We start from the raw sequence: 21,222 nt of genomic DNA on the forward strand, positions 1-21,222 counted from the left end.
ATTAATATTCCTCAGGGTTGTCGCTAAACCGTCCACGTTGTTGCGCCTGTTGCTGGCGTTGAAGCTTAAGGAGTTGTCGGCTCACTTCCTGTGCGATATCGTGCGCCGACTGGGCGGGGGCGGCATTAATGGTAATGTGAATTGTTGACGGGGCGGTCGTGTGCGGTGTCCGGATAACCACCGCCTGGGTTTTATCGGCCACAAAAGGGTGGATGGGTTGTTTGGCATACGCATTGCTCAGTGTCAGGGCGGCAGCGGCAAAGGCCGCCGTATGGCGACGACTTACTACATGGGCGGGACCAGTGACAATTTCAGGGCCATTCTCGCCAACAATCCCCGCCGCTCCGCGACGAATAACACCACCCTTATCAAACAGCCCTGCCCCTTTTATGCCGGCATTTAATACTGTCAAGGATTGGTTCGCGCGTAAGGTTTTGGTTTCCTCAGAGACCATCCAGTCCGGCAATAAATCGGTCACGGTGTTTTTAATATCGGCAAACAGGGCTTTTAACTGTTGCCATTTTTCCATCACGCCATTTTTCAGGTTCTCAATCAATTCACTGCCAAAATTTTTAATACTGGTTTTGATTTTTTGATAGCCGTCAGCAAAAAACTGATACGTTTTTTCCCACAAATTTTTGAAAAAGGGAGCGATGTTATCCCAATAGCGATAAATCAGCAGTGCGGCGACCGCAATCGCCGTAATACCTAACACAATCGGGTTGGTTAATGCCACGGCGGTTAAGCGGATTAGGCCGGCACTTAACAGGCTTAAACCCAGTCTGACGGCGGCTAATGGCCCGGTGAGTGCCGCCATGGTTAATGCCATGACGCCGCCGATGGTAATTACTGCCGCAAACGCAGCCAGTGCAACACCAAAATAACGGGTCATGGTGGGGTGAGATTTGAAAAAATCCGTTAATTTGCTTAATTGCTGGTTCAGCATCTCAAGCCCCTGGGTATAAAGCGGCAACAGGTTATTGCCCATCTCACGGTATAAATCGGCTTTTTTGGCTTCCAGTTCAATCTGTTGCCCCTGGGCGGTTTTTTTACCTTCGGCAATCAGTTGCTCAAGGCCATAAGCGGCATTACCGACCTTGATTTGTTTCTCAATGTTGGCATGTTCCCGATACATCGTCACAAATAAATCCGAGCCGGTACGGCTGGAAAATAGTTGGGCAATTTGGGTTTCCATTTGCGATTCGGTTAATTGCGGGTATTTCTTTCGAATACGCGGCACAATTTCGTCCATCAGATAGCGGAAAGGGTCGCGCTTGTAGAGTTCTACATTTACTAGCGCATCGTTATTCATTTTGGTAACGTGACCGGTTTTACCGTATTTGACTGACCCTTTTTTCAAGAGGCCCAGCCCCATCAGGTTTTCCATGGCACCTTGGGTTGTTTTGCCTTTCACCAGATTCTGATAAGCACTGTTTAATGAGGTGCCGGTTCGGTCACCCCCTAACTGCTGGATAAGATGGGAGGTGACAAAATAAAACGCATCATTGTCTAGCTGTTTGACGGCCGTACCGCCTGTTTTTAGCATCGCCAGGTAATCTTCCGGCAAGACCATCCCCCCACTGGCGGTCATCGATTTTGCCGTCATATCAACCGAGCGGTTAAATTGCGCTGGCGTGTTAATTTCATTACGTAACTCGGCAATTTTGAGCACAGCGGGTGACTGGTCACGTAGCGCCTGGGCAGCGGATTCGCTTACGCCATGTGACGACATAAATTTAGTGGCAAATTGCAGGTTAAGCAACGTCGGCGAGACCATTTCGGTTTCATGATAATCGCGCAATACCGAATACGTTTCTTTAATGACTTTGAGATTTTCGGTGGTGCTGTTACCAAAAATATGCATGCCTTTAGCAAATTTTTCAGCATCCGCCAGCATCGTCTCCCCACCCCCGAGGGCTTTAAAGGAAACCGCTTCTTTTTGATAAATCGCCGCTTCATTGAGGGTCGGTTTGACCGCCATGGCGGTGGCAGCACCGGTGGCGACCATGCCCGCCCCATGAGACAGCAGGGTATTCCGGCGATTCATGCGCTGGTGAGGTGTTTTTCGCGCGCTGAAATTTTTGCAAGCTGGCCTTCCTGACTTTTTAACGCCTGGGTATATTTCTGGGTTTCTTGCCGGATATGGCCGGTGGCCTGGTCTGCATGATTGACGGATATCCCCATTTTATCAAACGACGACCGGATTTTTTGATGTTGGGTGAGAAAGCCCTGATACTGACGCTCAAGTTTTGCCACGCTGGCCCACTGTTTTTCCAGTGCGGCGGTTTGTTTTTGGGTGGGATTTTGGAGACCCGCCATCTCAAGGCCCATCATTTTGCCTTTCAGGCGCGCTTTTTCCAGCGCCTGACCGAGCGTATTGATTTTGCCACCCAACGTCTGTAATTGGGTCAGTTTTTGGCTCGCCTGATTGAGTTGCGTCAAATTCTCGCGCGTGCTTTTAAGCTGTTTCGCTAGTCGGGTATTGGCGGTTTTGGCTTTCTCAAAAGGCCCACTGAGTCTATCGATGGCGCCTAAGACCACTTGTAAACGTAATTCTTTACTCATGCGACCCACTTCGTAAATAGGCCTGATGCCGCCACATCAGCAAATCAGACAAGGATAATTGGCCAGTTTCAGAGGGTGGCCAGTGAAAAATGACCGCAATATCGGCTTCCAGGGCTTCGACGGTTAAGGTATCGGGAAGTCGGCCGTCACCGATTTCGGCAACAAAAAAAGCCCAAGCTCATTGGCGAGATTGAAAAAATCGCCCGGGCTCATTTGTCGCATTTCCTGCTCGTTTAAGCTTGGGGTCATAATGCGCGGTAAGACTTTCATCACCGCATCGACATCCATCTGCATCAGCGGACTTAACTGGACTCCCCGTAGGTCGCCGACGTGCGGTTTTCGCAGTGTCACCTGATTAATCGGTGTTTCACCGCGTGCGATGGGTTCTTCCAGGTTTATAATTCGGGTATTCGGTGTTTTTTTCATGGGTTAAAGTCCTAATGCGGCGCGTTGTTTTTCAAGGCGATCAACGCCAGCCACTTTTTCAATTAAATTAATCACATCAATTTCAATCAGTTCCTGACCGTCCCACAGCAGCTTAAAATAGGTGGCTTTAACGCTGAGTTTGGTTTGTGTGTTATCGCCGGACTTGGCGCTCCCTGGGTCAATTTCAGAGAATCGGCCGCGGGTGACGATTTCAACTGCGGTCACTTCCCCTGTATCGTCGCGTTGATAGGCTCCACAAAAACGCAGTGGCACACCATCAAGGGTGGTTATCCCCCATTGCTTATAAAGCTGTGCATCAAGACCCCCTAACGTGAATTCCATATCCAGCGCACCGCCGTCAAGCCCTAAGTCAATCTGTGCTTCGCCATTCATGCCACCGCCGCGGTAGCCTTCCATTTTGCGGGTCAGTTTGGGCTGCGTCACCTCTTCAACCACCCCTAACCAGCTTTGCCCATCATCAAACAGGTTCATGTTTTTTAATTTGCGTGGTAATGCCATACTTAACCCTTAATCTTGTTGCTAAAATCCAGTAAATACTGGTCGGTGATGCGCTGGCGTAATAACAGGTTTTCCAACGGCGGAACCGGCGTATAGTCATAATCCAGCGTCAGCTTGCCGTCTTTGAGCGTTTCTTTGGTATTTACCTTTTCGTCATACCAGCACTGCCCACCCAGTAAATACCCCTCGGCAATCAAGCTTCGAAGCTTGGCGTTAATGCTTTCAATGATATCGCGCGTTAACGCCGGACTGAATGTTTTATCTATCGCCCAGAAATGCGCCTCGGCAAAGGTATCGGCTAAAATATGGGCGGTGCGGGTGGCACTTTCGAATTGAAAAAGCGGCTCATCCGAGCAGGTACGCGAACCCCAGAACCGGAAGCCATCCTGGCGAATAAGGGTGGTGATGGCATGTTGGTTTAATAATCCGGCATCGGTATCCGGGTCTTGCAAATCCCACGACAGGTCAGCGGAAATCCCCGTCACACCATTAATGCCCACATTAGAAAGCGTTTTATGCCAGCCCGTGTCATTATCGATTTTTGCCCGCAACCCCAATGCAAATGCCGTAGCATAAACGGTTTGTTCACGATTGGTGGCACTGTTCCAGGCTAAAAAATCCGGCCAAATCAGCATCAGCTCACGTTGGCTAAAGTTTTTACGATACGCTATCGCGTCGGTCACGGTGTTACACCCTGCGGCACTGATATAGGCCATCGCGCGTAACTTTTGGGCGACGGTTGCAAGTGCCACTGCGACCGCCTGGTTATCCAGCCCTGGAACCGCCAGAATACGCGGTTTTACACCCAACGTGTTGTTAGCCGATAACAGCGCCTGTAAGCCGGTTTTTTTGCCCTCTGCCGTGGTGGTGCCAATGATATTGGTGGTGGTTTCCTCGGGAGTTTTCCCTTCGGCAACCCTGACGACCACGGTGACTGGGCTGGTTTGGGCTAAAATCGCGGTTAACACGGGGCCGAGCGTCCCTTTTTTTCCCGCTTTGCCTATCGCAGCGGCGAGGTCAATTAAACGCACCGCGGTATTAAGTGGAAAGGTGGTACTGTCGGCATCGTCTGCGGTACAGACGACACCTGTAATCGCGGTGCTGCTGGTGCGGATAGGGCGTGTGCCTTCACTGATTTCAATCACACGCACGCCATGATGATAGTCTTGCGGCATAATTGGATTCCTGATTTCGTTATATTATTCAGTGTCCTTCATCAGAAGGATAAAATCCTGTTATTGGCACTGTATGAGCGTTCAGACAATCACGCCGGTTTTTTCGGCCAGTCAACATCGGGTGCAGTTGAAACATTCGTGCGGCTTACAAAAACTCGATATTTTTTCCAGGCTATCAATCGCTTTTTCTCGTCTTCGGTGGCCATTTCTAAATCGACAGCATCTTGAAGTGGTGCAATTGCATCAGTTGCCGCAAATAACTTTTGTTGTTTGATCATTTCTAATTGGTGTCTTTTTGCTAACTCTTCAGCTTCAATATCCTTGACCCATTTTTCACCATCCCAAACATCAAATTCGCTTTTAGGGGTTGATGATGTTAAATATTCCGGTACTTTCCCTAATTTTTCAAGGGTGACAGATTGACGGTTTTTCGTATCAAATAACACCAAGCCTCGATGATCTTCCTGATATTCCCATTCCTGATTTTGTTCATTAAAAACAACGGCAAAACCTTGACTTTTATCAAGCGGTTTCTTCTCAGTATGAAAAGGCAGTATCTCATGCGTTTCATCTGTGTAAGCATCACAGGGCCCTAACAACTCATGCGTATCACTCGTGTAGGTATAGGCTTTAAAAATTCTGAACATGTTGATTCCTTAACTGATTCTGTACCAGCCCATTAGCGTAACAAAAGCATTCGTTATATTAATTTCGCTACCGCCTCCCGTCTTTCCGGTTGTACCTGAAACAGTATGTGAATGTGGGCCAAGAATAACAGTATGTGAGTGGTTCCCCGCTTGTGATGTATTTTGAGTACTTGGCTGCCATTGATTAGGATTACCAGAGCCTCCTCTTGCATTCCATGGATCACGTACTACTCCCGCAAAACTATGTGCATGATTTCCCGTTGCATTCGTATTTTTAGTACCATAATCATAGCTACTGGTTGTTGCTGAAAAAGAATGCCCGTGAGCAGGTAATTGCGCTTCTGTTAGCTTAATAGCGTCAGACCCACCGGTGGTTAATACATTAGAACCATCTGCTTTCGCTAATCGAATGGTTTTATTTTCACCAATGTATTGCCACTTCGTATTAGGAAATAAGGTATTGGGATTTTTGTTTTGGGCAAACCAGATAACTACCCCAACAGGGTAAAGGGTATTGATATTCACTGCATTTTTTAATGCTTTAGTTACTCCATCTTGACTTATTACTTTGTCAGTAGAATTACCGGTTGTGTGCACGATTTCTGTCTTGTCGATTTTGTTGTTTAACCCCTTGTTAAAGGCCAGTTGGGTGACATAATCGCCAATCGGTTGTTTGGTCTCTAATGCCTTCGTGACGCCTAACTGGCTGATAACATCACTTGGGGAATCGCCTGTTGTCTGTTTAACCGCCTGTTTGTCGATTTTTTTATTTGTTTCACTATCGACATATTGTCGGGTCGCCAGTACCACCGAGGGGTCAATTTTAAGCGTGACCGCCGCCGTATGACTGACAATAAATACCGCTCTTATCGTCTGGGTTCGACCTGAACCTTCGGCTAATTGGGGTTTGTAGGTTTCTGGTAAGTTACCCACCGCAATGAGCACACCCTCTTTATCAAAGAGTCCCACCTCCCGTATCCACCAACCGCCTTCATTTTCGGGAATAATCTGCTCGGCAATCACTTGGTTGGGATTATTTTTATCGACCCACAGCTGATTAATCGCTGCTCGGCGACGTTCATTAATTAGTTGAGTCTGTTGGGTGTCTGGGGTGGGTAATGTGCCGCCCCCATCGCCGACGGCCATTTGCGTAATGGCGATTTTTGTACCCAGTGCGGTCGCTTCGGCAACACGGTGTTCGCCCTGGCGGGTTAACAGGCAAAAGTATTTCATGATGGAGTTATCCTTACGGTATCAATCAGGTGTAATGCCACCGCGTGTTGTACGGTGCCGCTTATAGCGCGGCAAATCATTTGATACCGAAAGGCAAAATATTTGATACGCTCAAAAAACACACAAAGGAAAGTTATTTGATACTAACTGCGGTATCGAGGTAAATATTTTAACCTGAGTTCGGGATAAGAAATAAAGAGAAAGTCTTGATATTCAAATAGTTGAATGAGCCTGTTTTGTTAAAATACTCTAACAGTCTGGTTAAAGAGTAGAGCATTGTTAAACAATTATGGAAAATCTTACTGAACTTTATTGCCTGATGGATGATTTTTGCAAAGACTTCGAGCCAAAAATGCATGAATATTTGCTGACTAACGGTACTAAGCGTCGTAGACGGTCTACTCAGCTTTCGTTGGCGGAAATGATGACACTGGTTGTGTTGTTTCATCAACTCCGATTCAGGCAATTCAAGGTATTTTATCTCTATTATGTCCGCTTATATCTCCGGAAGGAATTTCCTAACTTGCCATCCTATTCACGCTGTGTAGAGTTACTTCCGCGTAGTGCCTTAGCGTTAACGGCACTGTTTGAGTCAATTAAGGGAAAATGCACGGGGCTATCGGTTGCCGATTCTACTCCGATAGCAGTGTGTGATAACTTACGGATCCGCAGGCATAAAGTCTTCAATGGGATAGCTCAACGGGGAAAAAATTCAACAGGTTGGTTCTTTGGTTTCAAGCTTCATATAATTATCAATCATTTGGGGGAAATACTCAGTTTTCGACTCACACCAGGAAACACCGATGATCGGAAACCATTGCCTGAGCTGACAAAGGATCTTTCTGGTTGTTTGTACGCAGATAAAGGGTATTTATCGGCTTCACTGAAACAGCAACTCAAAACGATGGGAATTAACCTTATAACGAATATCAAGAAGAAAATGAAGCCTATTAAACAGATTTGTTTCGACAAAGCCATCTTGCGTCATCGTTCTGTCATTGAAACGGTATTTGATGAGTTAAAAAATCTTTGTCAAATAGAGCATACGCGACATCGCTCTCCGGCTAATTTTGTAGTGAATTTATTAGGCGGACTGGTTGCATATTGTTTAATGCCATCTAAACCAAAGATACCTGTTGCAGGTACGTATCTTCAAGCATAATTGATTATGCTTATCCCGAACTCAGGTTAAGTATTGTGAATGTAGTTAAGCCACTGTAATTGATCTGTTTTGACGATCGATAACACTTTATTGATCGTCTATATCGCTGATGTTTTATGTTATCCGACAAGAGTTCAGTAGTGAGATTTTGCTGTACATAAAACACCCCAAAATGGATTAAAATTTAATCAAAACCTCGATTTTAGCCCTAAATCGGCATTTTGGCTAAAATTTGAACGGTAAATACAGTGTTTTTTGCCGTGCATTTTCCTCATCAAGCCATCATTTAGGCTTATTTTGTCAGGAAACAGGCGAAATCCTTTTTTACAAAAAACCTTGGTTTGTTGAAAACCATAAATCTGGCTAAAAATGCCACACCCAATCAGCGTAAAATTAACGGCAAAACGCTGACTCAGGATGTGCATCTAACCGCAACCGATGTTCATGCTGTTACTCCAGAAATATTACGTGTAGAAATCCCTGTCGGCGTTCCTCTTCTTTGGCCTACTGAAACGCCTCCGACAGATTGGCGTATATGCAATGGTGAGAGCTTTGATAAAAAACAATATCCACTTTTAGCGCTGGCTTACCCGTCGGGAAAGCTCCCTGATTTACGCGGCGAATTTATTCGGGGCTGGGATGCAGGACGAAAAGTGGATAACGGACGCAAAATATTAAGCGTACAAGGTGATTCCCTTCAAAATTTCACTGGAAACATAACCGGCATTCAGTTTGTCGGTCAATCACCAACCAGTGGGATTTTCAAAATGGGTAGTCGAACAGGCGGCAGCAGTATTGGTTCTGGAACCAGCGGCGTATTCGCTGTTGATTGCTCAGCCAGTTTTCAATCTGGTTTGAGAACCGCGTCAGAAACAAGGCCGCGAAATGTCGCGTTTAACTACATTGTCAGGGCAGCATAAAGTTTTTATCTTTTCGGAGCTTCCGGTCACGCAATATCCAGCGTTTTGCTGATATCGACACGGTTTAGCAGCACGCGGTATTTTTCATTACCACTCAATCGTTAACCAACCATTGGCACCATCGCTACCGTTACCGCCAGCCGTCCCAGAGATGCGTGTTCCACCGCCACCACCCCCTCCAGCACCATAGCCGTAAGCAGGTCGGGCATGGTGCGCTCCTTGTGACCCGACATGGCCACCTGGGCCACCTCCACCAAAAGCGCAGGATGCGCCGCTAGCCGCTACCATATAAAAAGTGCTCATGGCATTCAAGTTGCCGCCAACAGCCGTCTCGCCATAGGGATAACCGGCACCACCGTAGCCATTTGTTCCTCCTATACCAGGTGGCCCACCATCACCTCCGGGTAACGTGAGTAAATCGCCTAGCGCCGTCAGGCCACCGTTTCCGCCTTTTATTCCTGAATTATTCGACGCTCCTCCTGCACCGCCTTTGCCACCACGACCTATCGTAATGGTTATCTGTTCACCTGGTGTTACTTTCACAGCTTCACGTATAACCGTTTTTCCCGCACCACCGCCACCTCCGCCACCTCCGCCAGAGGTATAACCATTCAGATAGCCAAGTCCACCGCCACCACCGCCCCCTGCTCCACAGCCTGAAACATAAACGGTCGTAATGCTTTCTGGAACGGCAAACACACCACCGTTAAAAAAGGTAGAAAAGCGAGGTTCTAACAAACCAAGGTTTTATGCAATTTAGAATTTGGCTTAAATTTTGACCAAAACCAGCAATGACAAGGCTTTCAGAGGGAGAATAAGAGGCTAAAATGGCAAAAATAGGCTATATGAGGGTGTCAAAAAATGACCAAAACACCGATTTACAGCAAAAATCCTTGATTTGCGCAAATTGTGAGCAGATTTTTGAGGATAAAATCAGCGGAAAAACAGACCAGAGAGCTGGATTAAAACGCGCGCTAAATGCACTGAAATCAGGTGACACTTTAGTCGTCTGGAAGCTGGATAGACTGGGTCGCAGCATTAAACATTTGATTACTTTAATATCCAAACTGGAAGATGAAGGTATTCATTTTCATAGTTTGACGAATGCATTGATACCTCTACGTCCGCTGGCCGTTTTTTCTTTCATGTGATGAGTGCGTTAGCACAAATGGAGCGAGAACTGATTGTTGAGCGGACTAAAGCAGGTTTAGCAGCAGCAAGAAGTAGGGGGCGTATTGGCGGCAGACCTCAGTCGCTATCTTTTGCACAGCAACAGGACGCTCAAAAATTATTGGCTAACGGTCATAGCAGAAAACAGCTTGCATTACTGTATGGTGTTTCATTGACCAGCATCTACAAATATTGTCCCGTTGATCGTACCACTCAAACAGACCAAAGTGCCTCCGATGAAAAATGACAGTGTAATTTCGTTGCACTGATGGAAACAAAAGTAGCCTGCCATTTATCGCACGTTTTGGCTTCAAATATCGCACGCCGCATCAATCCCCCACGCCGATATCCCAGAAAGTATGAACGGGCAAATGGCGGTTATCAGGCAGTTGTCCAATACACTTGTTTTGATAGAGATAGCGAAATTGTTTAGCATAATAAGCGCCCTCGACTGATTGCTGGAAGGCTTCAGATGGCAGTGAGGGATATTCCCGTTTGATATCATCGCCAAGCGTTTTTTCTTTGGCGTAATACCACGCTTTCTGTCTGTCGGTTAACTCAATACCGTGCTTTTCTGCCAATTCATCAAAATAATCGATTAACCGTTGAGGTAATAACGAAACAGGCGTCATTGAATAGTCAGAATTTTTCCACCAGGGGAGAAAAAAGAACTTCCAGTCTAATGGCGAAAGCAGTTTTGCCTGAATTCGCGCTTTCTCAGCAGATTGACAGTAATTATAGAAATACCCTGCTCGTCCCTCTGCTGTGCTTTCTATTGTCGTAAAACACTCACTGGCGACAGCCTCAAACGCACCGGTAACAATTTCTCGTGCCTTATCAGGATATTTTGCACAGATTTTGCCAAATTCAGAGATATGTAAATAACGCAATGTGCCACCACGAAAGGACGTACTAATGTAAAGTGAACCACCCTTTTTAAAAACCAACTCTCCCGCAGAATCATTACTGGCACGAGTTTCGCACCAATAAAAAAACGCGCTATTTTTAAGTTTAATTCAGCATGATATATAAATAGACAAAACCTTATAAATTAAATACAAATTATTGTAATTTAATAAAATTTATGTGTTTTAGTAACTTACAGATTAACCATTGCTTTTAAGCCATTTCTAGAACTTTATATGCCTGTGCGAAACTCGTGACTGGCAGGATTGGCTGCCTTGATTTCGGCTGGCAGTTTGTCGTAAGCGTATTTGACTTTTTCCCTGAAAAGGCGCCTCGCATCAATTAACGTATGCGCAATCAACGCACATTTAGCCGATTCAAATAACGCCGCATCGAGTTGAATGATACACACTTCCGTAGTGAAACCCAGTTGACGCGCTTTAAGAATAATGTTTCGGGTATGCATGCCTTCAAAATAGGTTAACTGCTCAGGCGTCATGTTAAAGCGAATTGGTTTGCCGCTTTTATCCGTTATCCAATAGAGATGATTCAGTCGCCAAAACTTATTGCGTAATAATGCTAAATGTGCTGGTTCCATAACTACTCTTTAGACAAATCATCCATGAGATCAGATAGCGTCCCAACTACATCATGCTCATTTTTTACTTGTTCTCTAAAAGCCTGTACTGAGACATGCTTACCTAAAAGTTCAAGGTTTTTGATTTTATCCGGCCACTTTATTTTTTTGAGCAATGCTTCTGCGCCATCAACTCGTATGGCTGCAATGTCAAAACCGCTCAATGTTGTTCGCCACACTTTTGGCCAGTCTTTAATCGGTCTTATATCGCCTGATTCGGTAATAATATCCAACACATCCATCTGGTCGATATCAACCAGTCGCTTAAGCACGTAGTCAGCATTAACCTCAATCCGATTCTTGCGTTCTTCCATGAGGGTTTGGATGCGCTTTTGAATGTTGAGTTTTGCTAAGTTTTGACATGCGATATCTTTTGCAGTTTTTTCACTGTACCCGGCTCTAATTGCTGCCTGCGTCGCGTTTAAATCAATCAGGTACTCTCGACAAAAGGCTTCCTGCTTGTTTGTGAGAGTCATAACATCTACCTCAATTAATAATTATCTTATTTTTGTTAATCTCGCCCATCTTTTAGCCTGATTGAGACAATCAGATATCATCTTGCCTCTTCTGCTAGCCGGCTGTTTGCGGTAATACCGGATCGCTTCACGAGTAGCTAAGCTGGCGACAGAGTTAGAAAAGCCGAGCTTCATTAACTCGGCCTTGACATTGGTTTCGATGAATTGCTCAGGGGTCATGATAACGCTCTACGTTATTCAAATGAGATATTGCTGAATTTCAGGTTTGCCCATTCACTTTCTGGTGGCAAAATAAGCATTCCTCTATCATCTTTAACACCAGTATCCGAGATCATATCGCCAAATTCATGAAGCAGTGCGTTCATATACTTTATACCACGGCGGTTTAACTGTGGAACTTTGCCAGCGCAAATTATTGCTCGTGGATCTGCTTTTTCGCTGAATGGTGTCATCAATTTCATATAAACACGAGTTTCGCACAGACCTATAAAATTCTAGAAATGGCTTAAAAGTAATGATTAATCTGCAAGTTACTGAAATGCATAAATTCACTTAATTTACAATAAGTTATATTTAATTTATAAGGTTTTATCTATTTACATATTATGCTGAATTAAACTTAAAAATAGCGCGTTTTTTTATTGGTGCGAAACTCGTGATAAAACCTCGCTCTCCATTCTGTCGGTTTTCTGCCCCCGAGATAACCATCAAGCAAAGGCATCAAAAAATGACGACTGACTTCGATATCACTAGTATCATAGCGGTATACGGGGCGACGATTCGTTGCCATCAGGTAATACATATAAGCCTCGGCTACTCGCCAGCAAAAGAATTCATGTGTAGTCATTTAATTAAGCCTCTATCAGTCCAGGTATGGTCATTTGCATTTCTTTGATCAACCTTTCTCTTTCTGATTCAAGCTTATGCTTTTCTCCACCAAGACCCCATTGATTCATAATCTTTGCAGCACTACTTAACCTGAGTTCGGGATAAGCATTATCAATTATACTTGAAGATACGTACCTGCAACAGGTATCTTTGGTTTAGATGGCATTAAACAATATGCAACCAGTCCGCCTAATAAATTCACTACAAAGTTAGCCGGAGAGCGATGTCGCGTATGCTCTATTTGACAAAGATTTTTTAACTCATCAAATACCGTTTCAATGACAGAACGATGACGCAAGATGGCTTTGTCGAAACAAGTCTGTTTAATAGGCTTCATTTTCTTCTTGATATTCGTTATAAGGCTAATTCCCATCGTTTTGAGTTGCTGTTTCAGTGAAGCCGATAAATACCCTTTATCTGCGTACAAACAACCAGAAAGATCCTTTGTCAGCTCAGGCAATGGTTTCCGATCATCGGTGTTTCCTGGTGTGAGTCGAAAACTGAGTATTTCCCCCAAATGATTGATAATTACATGAAGCTTGAAACCAAAGAACCAACCTGTTGAATTTTTTCCCCGTTCAGCTATCCCATTGAAGACTTTATGTCTGCGGATCCGTAAGTTATCACACACCGCTATCGGAGTAGAATCGGCAACCGATAGCCCCGTGCATTTTCCCTTAATTGACTCAAACAGTGCCGTTAACGCTAAGGCACTACGCGGAAGTAACTCTACACAGCGTGAATAGGATGGCAAGTTAGGAAATTCCTTCCGGAGATATAAGCGGACATAATAGAGATAAAATACCTTGAATTGCCTGAATCGGAGTTGATGAAACAACACAACCAGTGTCATCATTTCCGCCAACGAAAGCTGAGTAGACCGTCTACGACGCTTAGTACCGTTAGTCAGCAAATATTCATGCATTTTTGGCTCGAAGTCTTTGCAAAAATCATCCATCAGGCAATAAAGTTCAGTAAGATTTTCCATAATTGTTTAACAATGCTCTACTCTTTAACCAGACTGTTAGAGTATTTTAACAAAACAGGCTCATTCAACTATTTGAATATCAAGACTTTCTCTTTATTTCTTATCCCGAACTCAGGTTACTTACATTACTTTTTTTATTTTCACGAGTTTCGCACAGGCGTATAAAATACTAGAAATGGCTTAAAATCGATGATTAATCTTCAAGTTACTAAAACACATAAATTTTATTAAATTACAATAAGTTGCTTTTGATTTATAAGATTCTGTCTATTTATATATTATGCTGGATTAAACTTAAAGATAGAGCGTTTATTTATTGGTGCGAAACTCGTGATTTTGATAGTGAAGTTCTAATCGATTTGCCTGAGCAAACTTATCTAAATGACCGAGAATCGCCGCACGAAATGTTTGATAAACTTTAACTTCAAATGCAGGAGACAACCAGGCAGCATATCTTAATGCAATCAATTCATGAGCCCATGTTCCCTTCTCATTTCCACCATTAAATACAGTAAGTATTTGATTTTGTTCCAGAATGTTTTTTAGCACTCTGGTCACTTCTTCAACAAATTCCTTAATTCCATCAGATTGTAAGAATTGACTCGGTACTTGCCATTTTTTGGCTAAACCACCTGCAATAGCTGCTTTGTGCAAATCATTAAGGTTATAAGTCCCATGCTCATTGCTGCGAACATGAATATTTTCGATATCAATAACCGAGTATTTCATATGATGCTAACCTTTCAAAAAAGAGACTTCAGCTCACACAGACCCCGAACGCATCATGATTGACTGACGTTCTCTGAGGTCTATTTTGTGAATTGTCTCGGGTTTATTTAGATGCGCGGTGAGGGCGCGTTGAAATAAGAGGACTCCTTGTCGCTAAGGAGTCCCTAATAATTTAAAAAATTTGTTCAAGTATTAATCGCGGGACAAAATTGTCCTGCGGTGGTTGTCAATAATGCTGGATGTTCCCATGGTGTATGGGGGCTAGAACTTGTTGCTATTCGTTAAGTCAGTTAACAAGCTATACAACAGAAATAAAAGTGAGCTTAGTCCTGAAATGACCAAGGTGGTCAGTTTGACCTCTTGTAATAAAAACAATGAGTTAAATGATTTTATTGACACTGTGTTTTGATGTACTGCTGTAAATACTCCGTCTGCTTTTCGTTCTCAACAATCATCGCTCTGAGACGGAAATAATCTTCTCGAGCTGATGCGCTAAGTTGTGGGCTGGCTTCATCATATCGGCTCTTGGGGGTAGCGGTTTTGGGTATTGGACACACGGCGTTAATGCGCAACCACTTAGCGCCAGCGCGAACAGCATCATTGAGCTTGGTAATTTGAGCTTTGGCATTATCGAGTTCCTCGGTGTGTTTAATATCGAGTTGGTGCAAAGCATCGATCTTATCCTGCTGTAATTTCACGGCTTCGAGTTGAGCCTGATATTGCTGCTTTACCGTTTGGTAGTTTTGTTTGACGGTTTGATAACGGGAGTTGATAAAAACGAGCGATAACATCAATGCAGCAATAATCGCTACGATAAATGTGACAGGTCGCCATAACATATTACGCTCTCTATTTCCCTGCGAGTCATTAACCCTTTCTGTTTTATACCCTCATCGTATACCCAGCGTTTCATCTCATCGCACGCCCCTTGTCTGTCGCCTGCGTTGAGTTTTTTGAGCAACGTTGACCGCCTGAAATTACCAATGCCAACGTTATAGACAAACGAGTAAAGGGCGGCCTGTGTGAGCGTATTGATATTAACCTTAATCAGTGGGTCAACATAGCGCTTAACATTGCTGAGCGCTTCATCAAGCCATTGTTCACATTCTGTTTTGGCACGAGTTTCGCACGGGCATATAAAATTCTAGAAATGGCTTCAGAACAATAATTAATCTGTAACTTGCTAAGACGTATAAATTTACTTAAATTACAATAAGTTATTTTTAATTTATGAGATTTTTTCTATTTATATATTATGCTGAATTAAACTTAAAAATAGAGCGTTTTTTTATTGGTGCGAAACTCGTGTTTTGGTATAAATTTTATCGCGGTCGATGGCTTTCCCCGTTTGACCATAACAAACTGTCAGCACTCGTCCTCCATCGAAATAGGGCTTAAGTCTCAACCCTTCAAAATGCGTTATCATCGCTGAGGCTAAAAACAGCGCGCTACCGCCCGTTGCCATCAATATTTTTTTCGGTATCTTCATAGTGACGCTCTTTTAACTTGAGTTCCTTCCATTTGTAGTACCAGTTGACTAAGCAGGTCGCAACCGTACAGATTATCCCTATCAGCGCGACCCATTGGTCAATACTAAAACCCATCAAAGTCGTTAGAATACCGGACAAATAAGCATTGAGGGTTGAGTGTTTTTCAAACATACGCATATACCCTCCCGTTGAGGGTACCATTGCTTTAAATTAAAAAGGGAGACAGCCGCTTTACTTGTTTAACCTGAGTTCGGGATAAGGAATATAAAATTTTTCATTATATATTCAAGCAGTTAACTTAAAATAATTACATAAAGTAGTGCTTAATTTTGGATTTTTTCATGATTTTAGCAGAGAAAATAGCTTATTTTTTAACCTATTATCACTAAAAATCTTTCCATCTTTTATCATTTTATTGATTTTAAAAGGTTTTTATTGATAAGTGAGTGATTTTTATTTTCCCATAACTACCGCTTATCCCGAACTCAGGTTTGTTTATGTTGCTGGCTTTGTCAGTATTGCAGGGGTACAAATGAAAAACCCCACGCTTTCACATGGGGCTATGCACTACTGCCTTATTTACCTATATGTACCCTACGAGCTTATAAAAGGTAGTGCACAAACAAGATATAGCTATTTCATTAATAATACAACAAAAAACCCCGCAAAAGCGAGGTTCACTGTATTAATTCATAGGTGCAGTAGGTTTGTCATTACCATTCCCGACATCTAGCTTCCTATTGTTTGGAAGTCTCACAAGTCCCATAAGGGTTCATTAAAAAGCATCTTTCAGTGTCGCCTGAATGTCAAGTCATTTCACTAAATAGGACATACCTATTCCATGAAGAACAGAATTCTTTATTTCTTTCATCTCATTATCAGAAATTCTAGGTGCTTCATAATTTCTACCATTCCAGGTTCGTAATTTTATTCTATCTAATCTTTCTATAGATACCGTCATTATCATATCACACTTAACCCAACACCTTAAATGTTCTTTTCCAGGTATTGGGTTTTCTCATAGTTCATAATGATGATCAAGAGCAGGTATCGGTTCTGTTGTGCTAACAGGAACAACTGTGACTAGCTTATTATTATATCTGTTTCTGGCTATAACAATTATCGGCCTAATTTTAACAATTTCAGGAACAATTAATCCCTTAAAATTACACATAAGAACAGAACTTACCTGTGGTTGAAATTTCAATCCCATTTATCAATTTTAATTTTAGCCAGTTAATAATCGGCTAACACTACATAAAGTCCACAATGATTTCAACAAAAAACCCCGCAAAAAGCGAGGCTCTAATGTATGTTTAGGTGCTAACTCAATAGCTCTGCGCTACTATAGCACAATTATATGGTCGACCGGTCGACCAGTCAAGCATTTTACTGATGATTTGATCAGTGTTTAACGTCGCTGTAGAAATTGCTGTATTTCCGCTTGTTGCCAACGTGTTAGTGTATCTGCCAGAACGAGAGTCTGTTCCTGATAACTCTCTTCAAAGTAATTGTTTCATCTCAGCTAATACCTTGTCTGCATCTTCACGTTTGCGGAGTACTTGCCTTACAGCCTGCTTTTCTGCCTCATAGATAGCCTCTTTAACGCCATTGGTGAAATTGTAAATCTTTTCGCATTCTTTTGCGATTATCGGTATTTGGTTGACCTCAAAATTTTGAGGTGACTCTACGCCTGTTGCATGACGGAGCGCATACCAGATACCTTGTGTCCACGAACGCTCAAATCGGAAGCCATTAGCCATCGTCCAGATTAAACGAGAAAGATGCGAGGTGTCATCTGCGGTTAGTAATTGTCTCGCTTCTGGTTTATGATTAGGGTGTTCGTATTTACCCGTTTTGCGGATAGATGGAAGAACTTCATTAAATACCCAATCTTGAAATTGTTTTGCTTCCGACTTATTGCTACGGAAAATAACACGATAGAGATTAGGTTCATTTACAAATGCAGTTTCTTGCTTCCGTCCCATAGAATCTATGATGTAACTTCTAGTTACTCCATTTTTATCCACTTGATTTTTAAGTACTTTTCGATTATTTAATAATCCAAGAATTTCACAAACATCTTTAAGACAGAACCAAGGCTCATTATCGATTAATTTAATACGGACATTATGTCTTTCTTGAAAGGTGAATGAGATTGGTTTCATTGTTAGAGCAGTCATAATTACTCCTATGGATTTTTAGTTGAGAAAACCAGTTTTAACTGGTGATCGGGTGTCAACTAGAGCACCATAGACGCTCTGGACATATTCCCCTTATGGGTATTGTATTACGTCTCTTCACCCGATCATTATTTGGATGTAATTACGCCTTATTACGGGCATAAAAAAGCCGCATGGCTATCGGGTGCGGATGACCGCTATGGTGTTCTAGTATGGTCAGCATACGATAGTCTATACGGTGTTGTCAATTTGTTGCTTTAAGAAGTGTGTGAACAGTGCCAGCGATGTAAGCTTCTGCACGCTCACAATAATCAGAAATATATTGGTGGCGCTTGTGTATATTTTTAGCAATTGCTCTAAATGAAATATGGTGCTGATAATGTAAGCAAATGATATTGTATCCGTCGATGTCATATTTCTTTAATCCTGCTACGGCTTTATCAACAATTTCGCCCTCATCATCGCTTAGCCAAGGTCTGTCATCATCGAATTTAACAGGAGCAATGGAAGACATACCTTTGTATTCGGTTCCAATGCGGCTCATGCTCCAATTTCCCCATGCTTCCAGTAAATCTTTTACGTGCCTGCTCATCTGTCCTCCGGCAAAAATAGGAATAGGGACATGGTCTCAATGCCCTGCGTTGAATGTTATTGATGGTTTCTTGATTACGTAATTTCCCAAATGGTGATAACTAATTTCCCACCCTTAATGATTTCCTTGCGCTCAACGTGCAACACATCTATTTGCGAATCATCAACTATCAAACCGCCATGACAGAGTGCATCAATGGGTGCTTTCATTAGATTATCGATGTCACGTTTGCGGCGGTCAGGTGGATATACCCCTATCTCAACCCCTAAACGTTGAGATAATCGCTTACAGAGCTTTTGACGCGTTATTTCAGCGACTACTGACTGACGGTATAATCTGCCTTTTGTGGTGATGAAATGTTTGTGTTTGGCGTGATAACAGTAGTGATTTACAGAGGGAGGGAAAGGAACCGTGATTTTATATTTAATCAACCAGAACTCCTTTTTATTCTTTATAATTGGAAACTAAATTATCTTTCTCTATTAATATCTTTGTGTTTTTTAGTCCATGAAATATGATTACGGGTTTCTTTAAAAACAGCTTCTTTCGGTGACATCCCAGATTTAAGTCGTCTTATAATCGTACCTCTTGATACTTGACATCCATCATTTTCAGCCCATTCAACTGAACTTTTAATAATGCCGCCAATTTTAATAGGTATTGTTCTGCCATTTCGTTGATAAATCGTACGTTTTTTCCTATGGGTGTTACAACGCTGACAAAGAAGCCTTAAGTTTTCTGGCGCATTATTGGTTCGTGCGTTGTCAATATGGTCTACATGTAAGGTTGACCATGTAATATTTTTATTACATAACTCACAATTATGTGGTCCATCTCCGTATTTTGAATAAGCCACTTCTCTGTGTTGGTATATATACCCCCTTTTCTCTGAGAGGATATGATCTGGATTTAAATGTAAAATATAACCCTCACTATGAACAATAAACTCTTTCTTTTTACGCGCAATGAGATCATAACGACCATTCCTTCTGAACCGATAATAATGCATCTCGCAAACGCCAATACTATTGCTTCTTGCTTTCTTGGAGCATCCACTAATCGTGCAATATTTAATTTTATTCCTTTTTAGTGCCATTTAAATTATTTCTCCCAATAAAAAACCCCTCATTTGAGGGGCATATAAGTAATGATTAAGTTTAATTTGATTGATTATTCAGAGAGTTTTTTGATTAATTCATCTTTGTGAATAATCATATAACCCGCGCGACGGCCTATTTCGAACAATGACTCAAGAGAAGCGACATATTCGTTATCATGGATAACGCGGGCACTATCTACTTTGCCATTGGGTAGTAGAGTGAGCAGAACTTTATTAGTGGCTCCAGTTACAGCGATGGCACTATTGAGTTCTGATTCCATTTTATCAAACTCTGCAATGTAGGCTTCCTTGAATTGTGCTGCTTTTTTTCCGGTAAATCCCATCACCAGGAAAATAAATCCATTTTTAGTTATTTTGTAGTAAGGTTGAGGTTTCCCATTTTGTAACTCATTGTTTTTATAGCAAAGCTCAAAATTGAGCTCTGTAAATTTTGGGGAGCAATCTAATAACTCAATACTACGGATAACATTTTTATGTAACTTACCAAAGTAATCAGCTATATCGAATGATGTTGTTATGGCTTTGTTGTTACAAATTTTAACTTTAGGGGTGATAGTAGAAAGTTGAAGTGTCATATGACCTCCGATGGTTTTCTAAATTTACTCACCATCAGGAGTTCTCACACTCTCTGGTGGTGAACCGAACGGGGGTGAGAATACCGGGAAAACCAACCGGCCAACCTTTCGGTTGCCCCATCCAGCCCACCATTGAATTGTGGCTAGATTACGACATTAAAAAACACGCTCGCGGCGTGCATATGTCGCGGTTTTCTCAGCAGGTTCTCACACCCGACATCTGATTTTGCAGATGTACCGAAAATATAACCCGAACGATTGATAACGTCAAATTGAATACTCACTGTTTCTATTGTGTGTTGCATAAAAATTTTTTCCTGCTAACATTGCTAATGTCTCCTGCGTTAATCATATTCACGATTAGCTGACAGGCTTTAAGACTACTCTAAGGTGCGTCCATCGTAGCCAGCGTGACAGAAAGCGATTGCAAGCTAAGTCAACGCTGAGAATAACCCCCGTTTTATGGGGGCTTTGCTTTTGATTGCTCACTGTTCCTGTTTTAATTTCATATACTCCGAGCTTTCCGGTATTGTCACGAAACAACGTATGCCAATCGCCCAGCATTCCACTTTTTGCATAAAGAGATGCATTTCCCCCGTATCAAGCTTTGATGTTCTTCTGAGCGTTCTGACGCGCTCTGGCTCCTGTGTGGTTACATCAATACGCTCTACAACTTCATAGCCGAGAAAAGTGTGCTTGAGCATCTCTTCAACCTGCTCAGGTGTGTAATTAGCGTTATTTGCACACAGACACGAGTTTCGCACCAATAAATAAACGCTCTATCTTTAAGTTTAATCCAGCATAATATATAAATAGACAGA

Annotated in this window: 27 protein-coding genes and 4 pseudogenes; 3 read left to right on the forward strand and 28 right to left on the reverse strand. The window is 42.6% G+C overall.

Going from position 1 to position 21,222, the window contains the following annotated elements; genetic code table 11:
* Position 1: 1 nt before the first annotated feature.
* The 8 genes from V3224_RS26790 to V3224_RS26825 all read right to left on the reverse strand — a co-directional run bounded on the left by V3224_RS26790 (position 2) and on the right by V3224_RS26825 (position 6,565).
* A complete protein-coding gene (locus V3224_RS26790) occupies positions 2-2,047 on the reverse strand; it encodes a hypothetical protein (RefSeq protein ID WP_334473512.1) in 2,046 nt (681 codons plus the stop codon).
* Complete coding sequence (locus tag V3224_RS26795) at positions 2,044-2,565, reverse strand: hypothetical protein (RefSeq protein WP_334468140.1); 522 nt, start codon at positions 2,563-2,565, stop codon at positions 2,044-2,046. The genes V3224_RS26790 and V3224_RS26795 overlap by 4 nt, the downstream gene beginning before the upstream one ends.
* On the reverse strand, positions 2,558-2,719 hold the full coding sequence (locus V3224_RS26800; RefSeq protein WP_442891199.1) for a GpE family phage tail protein: 162 nt from the start codon (positions 2,717-2,719) through the stop codon (positions 2,558-2,560). The genes V3224_RS26795 and V3224_RS26800 overlap by 8 nt, the downstream gene beginning before the upstream one ends.
* Complete coding sequence (locus V3224_RS26805) at positions 2,689-2,991, reverse strand: phage tail assembly protein (protein WP_334473514.1); 303 nt, start codon at positions 2,989-2,991, stop codon at positions 2,689-2,691. Before V3224_RS26805 ends, V3224_RS26800 begins: the two co-directional genes overlap by 31 nt.
* A 3-nt stretch (positions 2,992-2,994) precedes the next feature.
* A complete protein-coding gene (locus V3224_RS26810) occupies positions 2,995-3,510 on the reverse strand; it encodes a phage major tail tube protein (protein ID WP_334468137.1) in 516 nt (171 codons plus the stop codon).
* Between the two features lie 2 nt (positions 3,511-3,512).
* Entirely contained in the window at positions 3,513-4,685 is a 1,173-nt protein-coding gene (locus tag V3224_RS26815) for a phage tail sheath protein (RefSeq protein WP_334473515.1), read from the reverse strand.
* Between the two features lie 89 nt (positions 4,686-4,774).
* Complete coding sequence (locus V3224_RS26820) at positions 4,775-5,332, reverse strand: tail fiber assembly protein (RefSeq protein WP_334473516.1); 558 nt, start codon at positions 5,330-5,332, stop codon at positions 4,775-4,777.
* Positions 5,333-5,341: 9 nt separating this feature from the next.
* Entirely contained in the window at positions 5,342-6,565 is a 1,224-nt protein-coding gene (locus V3224_RS26825; protein ID WP_334473518.1) for a phage tail-collar fiber domain-containing protein, read from the reverse strand.
* Positions 6,566-6,854: 289 nt separating this feature from the next.
* Here V3224_RS26825 and V3224_RS26830 point away from each other — a divergent pair, with 289 nt between their 5' ends.
* Together V3224_RS26830 and V3224_RS30400 are read left to right on the forward strand one after the other, a co-directional pair.
* Positions 6,855-7,727: an IS982 family transposase gene (locus tag V3224_RS26830; protein ID WP_334473520.1), complete on the forward strand. Its 873-nt coding sequence runs from the start codon at positions 6,855-6,857 to the stop codon at positions 7,725-7,727.
* Between the two features lie 476 nt (positions 7,728-8,203).
* Positions 8,204-8,426, forward strand: a pseudogene (locus V3224_RS30400) (phage tail protein); the annotation flags it as partial.
* Positions 8,427-8,734: 308 nt separating this feature from the next.
* Here the strand turns inward: V3224_RS30400 and V3224_RS26840 are convergent.
* A complete protein-coding gene (locus V3224_RS26840) occupies positions 8,735-9,346 on the reverse strand; it encodes a glycine-rich domain-containing protein (RefSeq protein ID WP_334469508.1) in 612 nt (203 codons plus the stop codon).
* 128 nt (positions 9,347-9,474) lie between these two features.
* Between V3224_RS26840 and V3224_RS26845 the strand changes: the two are divergent.
* Positions 9,475-10,064: pseudogene (locus tag V3224_RS26845) on the forward strand (recombinase family protein).
* 85 nt (positions 10,065-10,149) lie between these two features.
* Here V3224_RS26845 and V3224_RS26850 read toward each other — a convergent pair.
* The 19 genes and pseudogenes from V3224_RS26850 to V3224_RS26935 all read right to left on the reverse strand — a co-directional run.
* Positions 10,150-10,788, reverse strand: a pseudogene (locus tag V3224_RS26850) (terminase); the annotation flags it as partial.
* Between the two features lie 197 nt (positions 10,789-10,985).
* Positions 10,986-11,321 (reverse strand): annotated as a pseudogene (locus V3224_RS26855) (terminase); the annotation flags it as partial.
* Between the two features lie 2 nt (positions 11,322-11,323).
* Positions 11,324-11,836 (reverse strand): terminase small subunit, encoded by a 513-nt coding sequence (locus tag V3224_RS26860; RefSeq protein WP_334473522.1) that lies wholly within the window; start codon positions 11,834-11,836, stop codon positions 11,324-11,326.
* 21 nt (positions 11,837-11,857) lie between these two features.
* Positions 11,858-12,055 carry a hypothetical protein gene (locus tag V3224_RS26865; RefSeq protein ID WP_334473524.1) on the reverse strand — a complete coding sequence of 66 codons (198 nt, stop codon included), beginning with the start codon at positions 12,053-12,055 and terminating at the stop codon, positions 11,858-11,860.
* A 14-nt stretch (positions 12,056-12,069) separates the two neighbouring features.
* Positions 12,070-12,297, reverse strand: a complete 228-nt coding sequence (locus V3224_RS26870) for a hypothetical protein (RefSeq protein ID WP_334473526.1) — start codon at positions 12,295-12,297, stop codon at positions 12,070-12,072.
* Positions 12,298-12,455: 158 nt separating this feature from the next.
* Positions 12,456-12,683, reverse strand: a complete 228-nt coding sequence (locus tag V3224_RS26875; protein WP_334473528.1) for a hypothetical protein — start codon at positions 12,681-12,683, stop codon at positions 12,456-12,458.
* 156 nt (positions 12,684-12,839) lie between these two features.
* The gene (locus V3224_RS26880; RefSeq protein WP_334467716.1) at positions 12,840-13,712 is read right to left on the reverse strand and encodes an IS982 family transposase; all 873 of its coding nucleotides are present in this window, start codon (positions 13,710-13,712) and stop codon (positions 12,840-12,842) included.
* Positions 13,713-14,021: 309 nt separating this feature from the next.
* The gene (locus V3224_RS26885; RefSeq protein ID WP_334473529.1) at positions 14,022-14,441 is read right to left on the reverse strand and encodes a KilA-N domain-containing protein; all 420 of its coding nucleotides are present in this window, start codon (positions 14,439-14,441) and stop codon (positions 14,022-14,024) included.
* A 389-nt stretch (positions 14,442-14,830) separates the two neighbouring features.
* A complete protein-coding gene (locus V3224_RS26890) occupies positions 14,831-15,280 on the reverse strand; it encodes a lysis protein (protein WP_334473530.1) in 450 nt (149 codons plus the stop codon).
* A complete protein-coding gene (locus V3224_RS26895; protein WP_334473905.1) occupies positions 15,250-15,579 on the reverse strand; it encodes a lysozyme in 330 nt (109 codons plus the stop codon). Before V3224_RS26895 ends, V3224_RS26890 begins: the two co-directional genes overlap by 31 nt.
* A gap of 150 nt (positions 15,580-15,729) precedes the next feature.
* Positions 15,730-15,930, reverse strand: a complete 201-nt coding sequence (locus V3224_RS26900) for a glycoside hydrolase family protein (protein WP_334473531.1) — start codon at positions 15,928-15,930, stop codon at positions 15,730-15,732.
* A complete protein-coding gene (locus tag V3224_RS26905) occupies positions 15,890-16,132 on the reverse strand; it encodes a phage holin family protein (RefSeq protein ID WP_334473532.1) in 243 nt (80 codons plus the stop codon). The genes V3224_RS26900 and V3224_RS26905 overlap by 41 nt, the downstream gene beginning before the upstream one ends.
* A gap of 817 nt (positions 16,133-16,949) precedes the next feature.
* On the reverse strand, positions 16,950-17,144 hold the full coding sequence (locus V3224_RS30405) for a type II toxin-antitoxin system PemK/MazF family toxin (protein WP_442891093.1): 195 nt from the start codon (positions 17,142-17,144) through the stop codon (positions 16,950-16,952).
* Between the two features lie 289 nt (positions 17,145-17,433).
* The gene (locus V3224_RS26910; protein WP_334473534.1) at positions 17,434-18,114 is read right to left on the reverse strand and encodes a BRO-N domain-containing protein; all 681 of its coding nucleotides are present in this window, start codon (positions 18,112-18,114) and stop codon (positions 17,434-17,436) included.
* Positions 18,115-18,358: 244 nt separating this feature from the next.
* Complete coding sequence (locus V3224_RS26915; protein WP_334473535.1) at positions 18,359-18,706, reverse strand: antiterminator Q family protein; 348 nt, start codon at positions 18,704-18,706, stop codon at positions 18,359-18,361.
* A gap of 74 nt (positions 18,707-18,780) precedes the next feature.
* On the reverse strand, positions 18,781-19,137 hold the full coding sequence (locus V3224_RS26920) for a RusA family crossover junction endodeoxyribonuclease (RefSeq protein WP_334473537.1): 357 nt from the start codon (positions 19,135-19,137) through the stop codon (positions 18,781-18,783).
* A 38-nt stretch (positions 19,138-19,175) separates the two neighbouring features.
* Positions 19,176-19,802, reverse strand: a complete 627-nt coding sequence (locus tag V3224_RS26925) for an HNH endonuclease (RefSeq protein ID WP_334473538.1) — start codon at positions 19,800-19,802, stop codon at positions 19,176-19,178.
* 74 nt (positions 19,803-19,876) lie between these two features.
* Positions 19,877-20,401 (reverse strand): Rha family transcriptional regulator, encoded by a 525-nt coding sequence (locus tag V3224_RS26930; RefSeq protein WP_334473539.1) that lies wholly within the window; start codon positions 20,399-20,401, stop codon positions 19,877-19,879.
* 485 nt (positions 20,402-20,886) lie between these two features.
* The gene (locus V3224_RS26935) at positions 20,887-21,165 is read right to left on the reverse strand and encodes a hypothetical protein (protein WP_334473540.1); all 279 of its coding nucleotides are present in this window, start codon (positions 21,163-21,165) and stop codon (positions 20,887-20,889) included.
* Between the last annotated feature and the right edge of the window lie 57 nt (positions 21,166-21,222).

It is taken from the genome of Arsenophonus sp. PmNCSU2021_1 (assembly GCF_036919435.1).
GTDB lineage: Bacteria > Pseudomonadota > Gammaproteobacteria > Enterobacterales > Enterobacteriaceae > Arsenophonus > Arsenophonus nilaparvatae.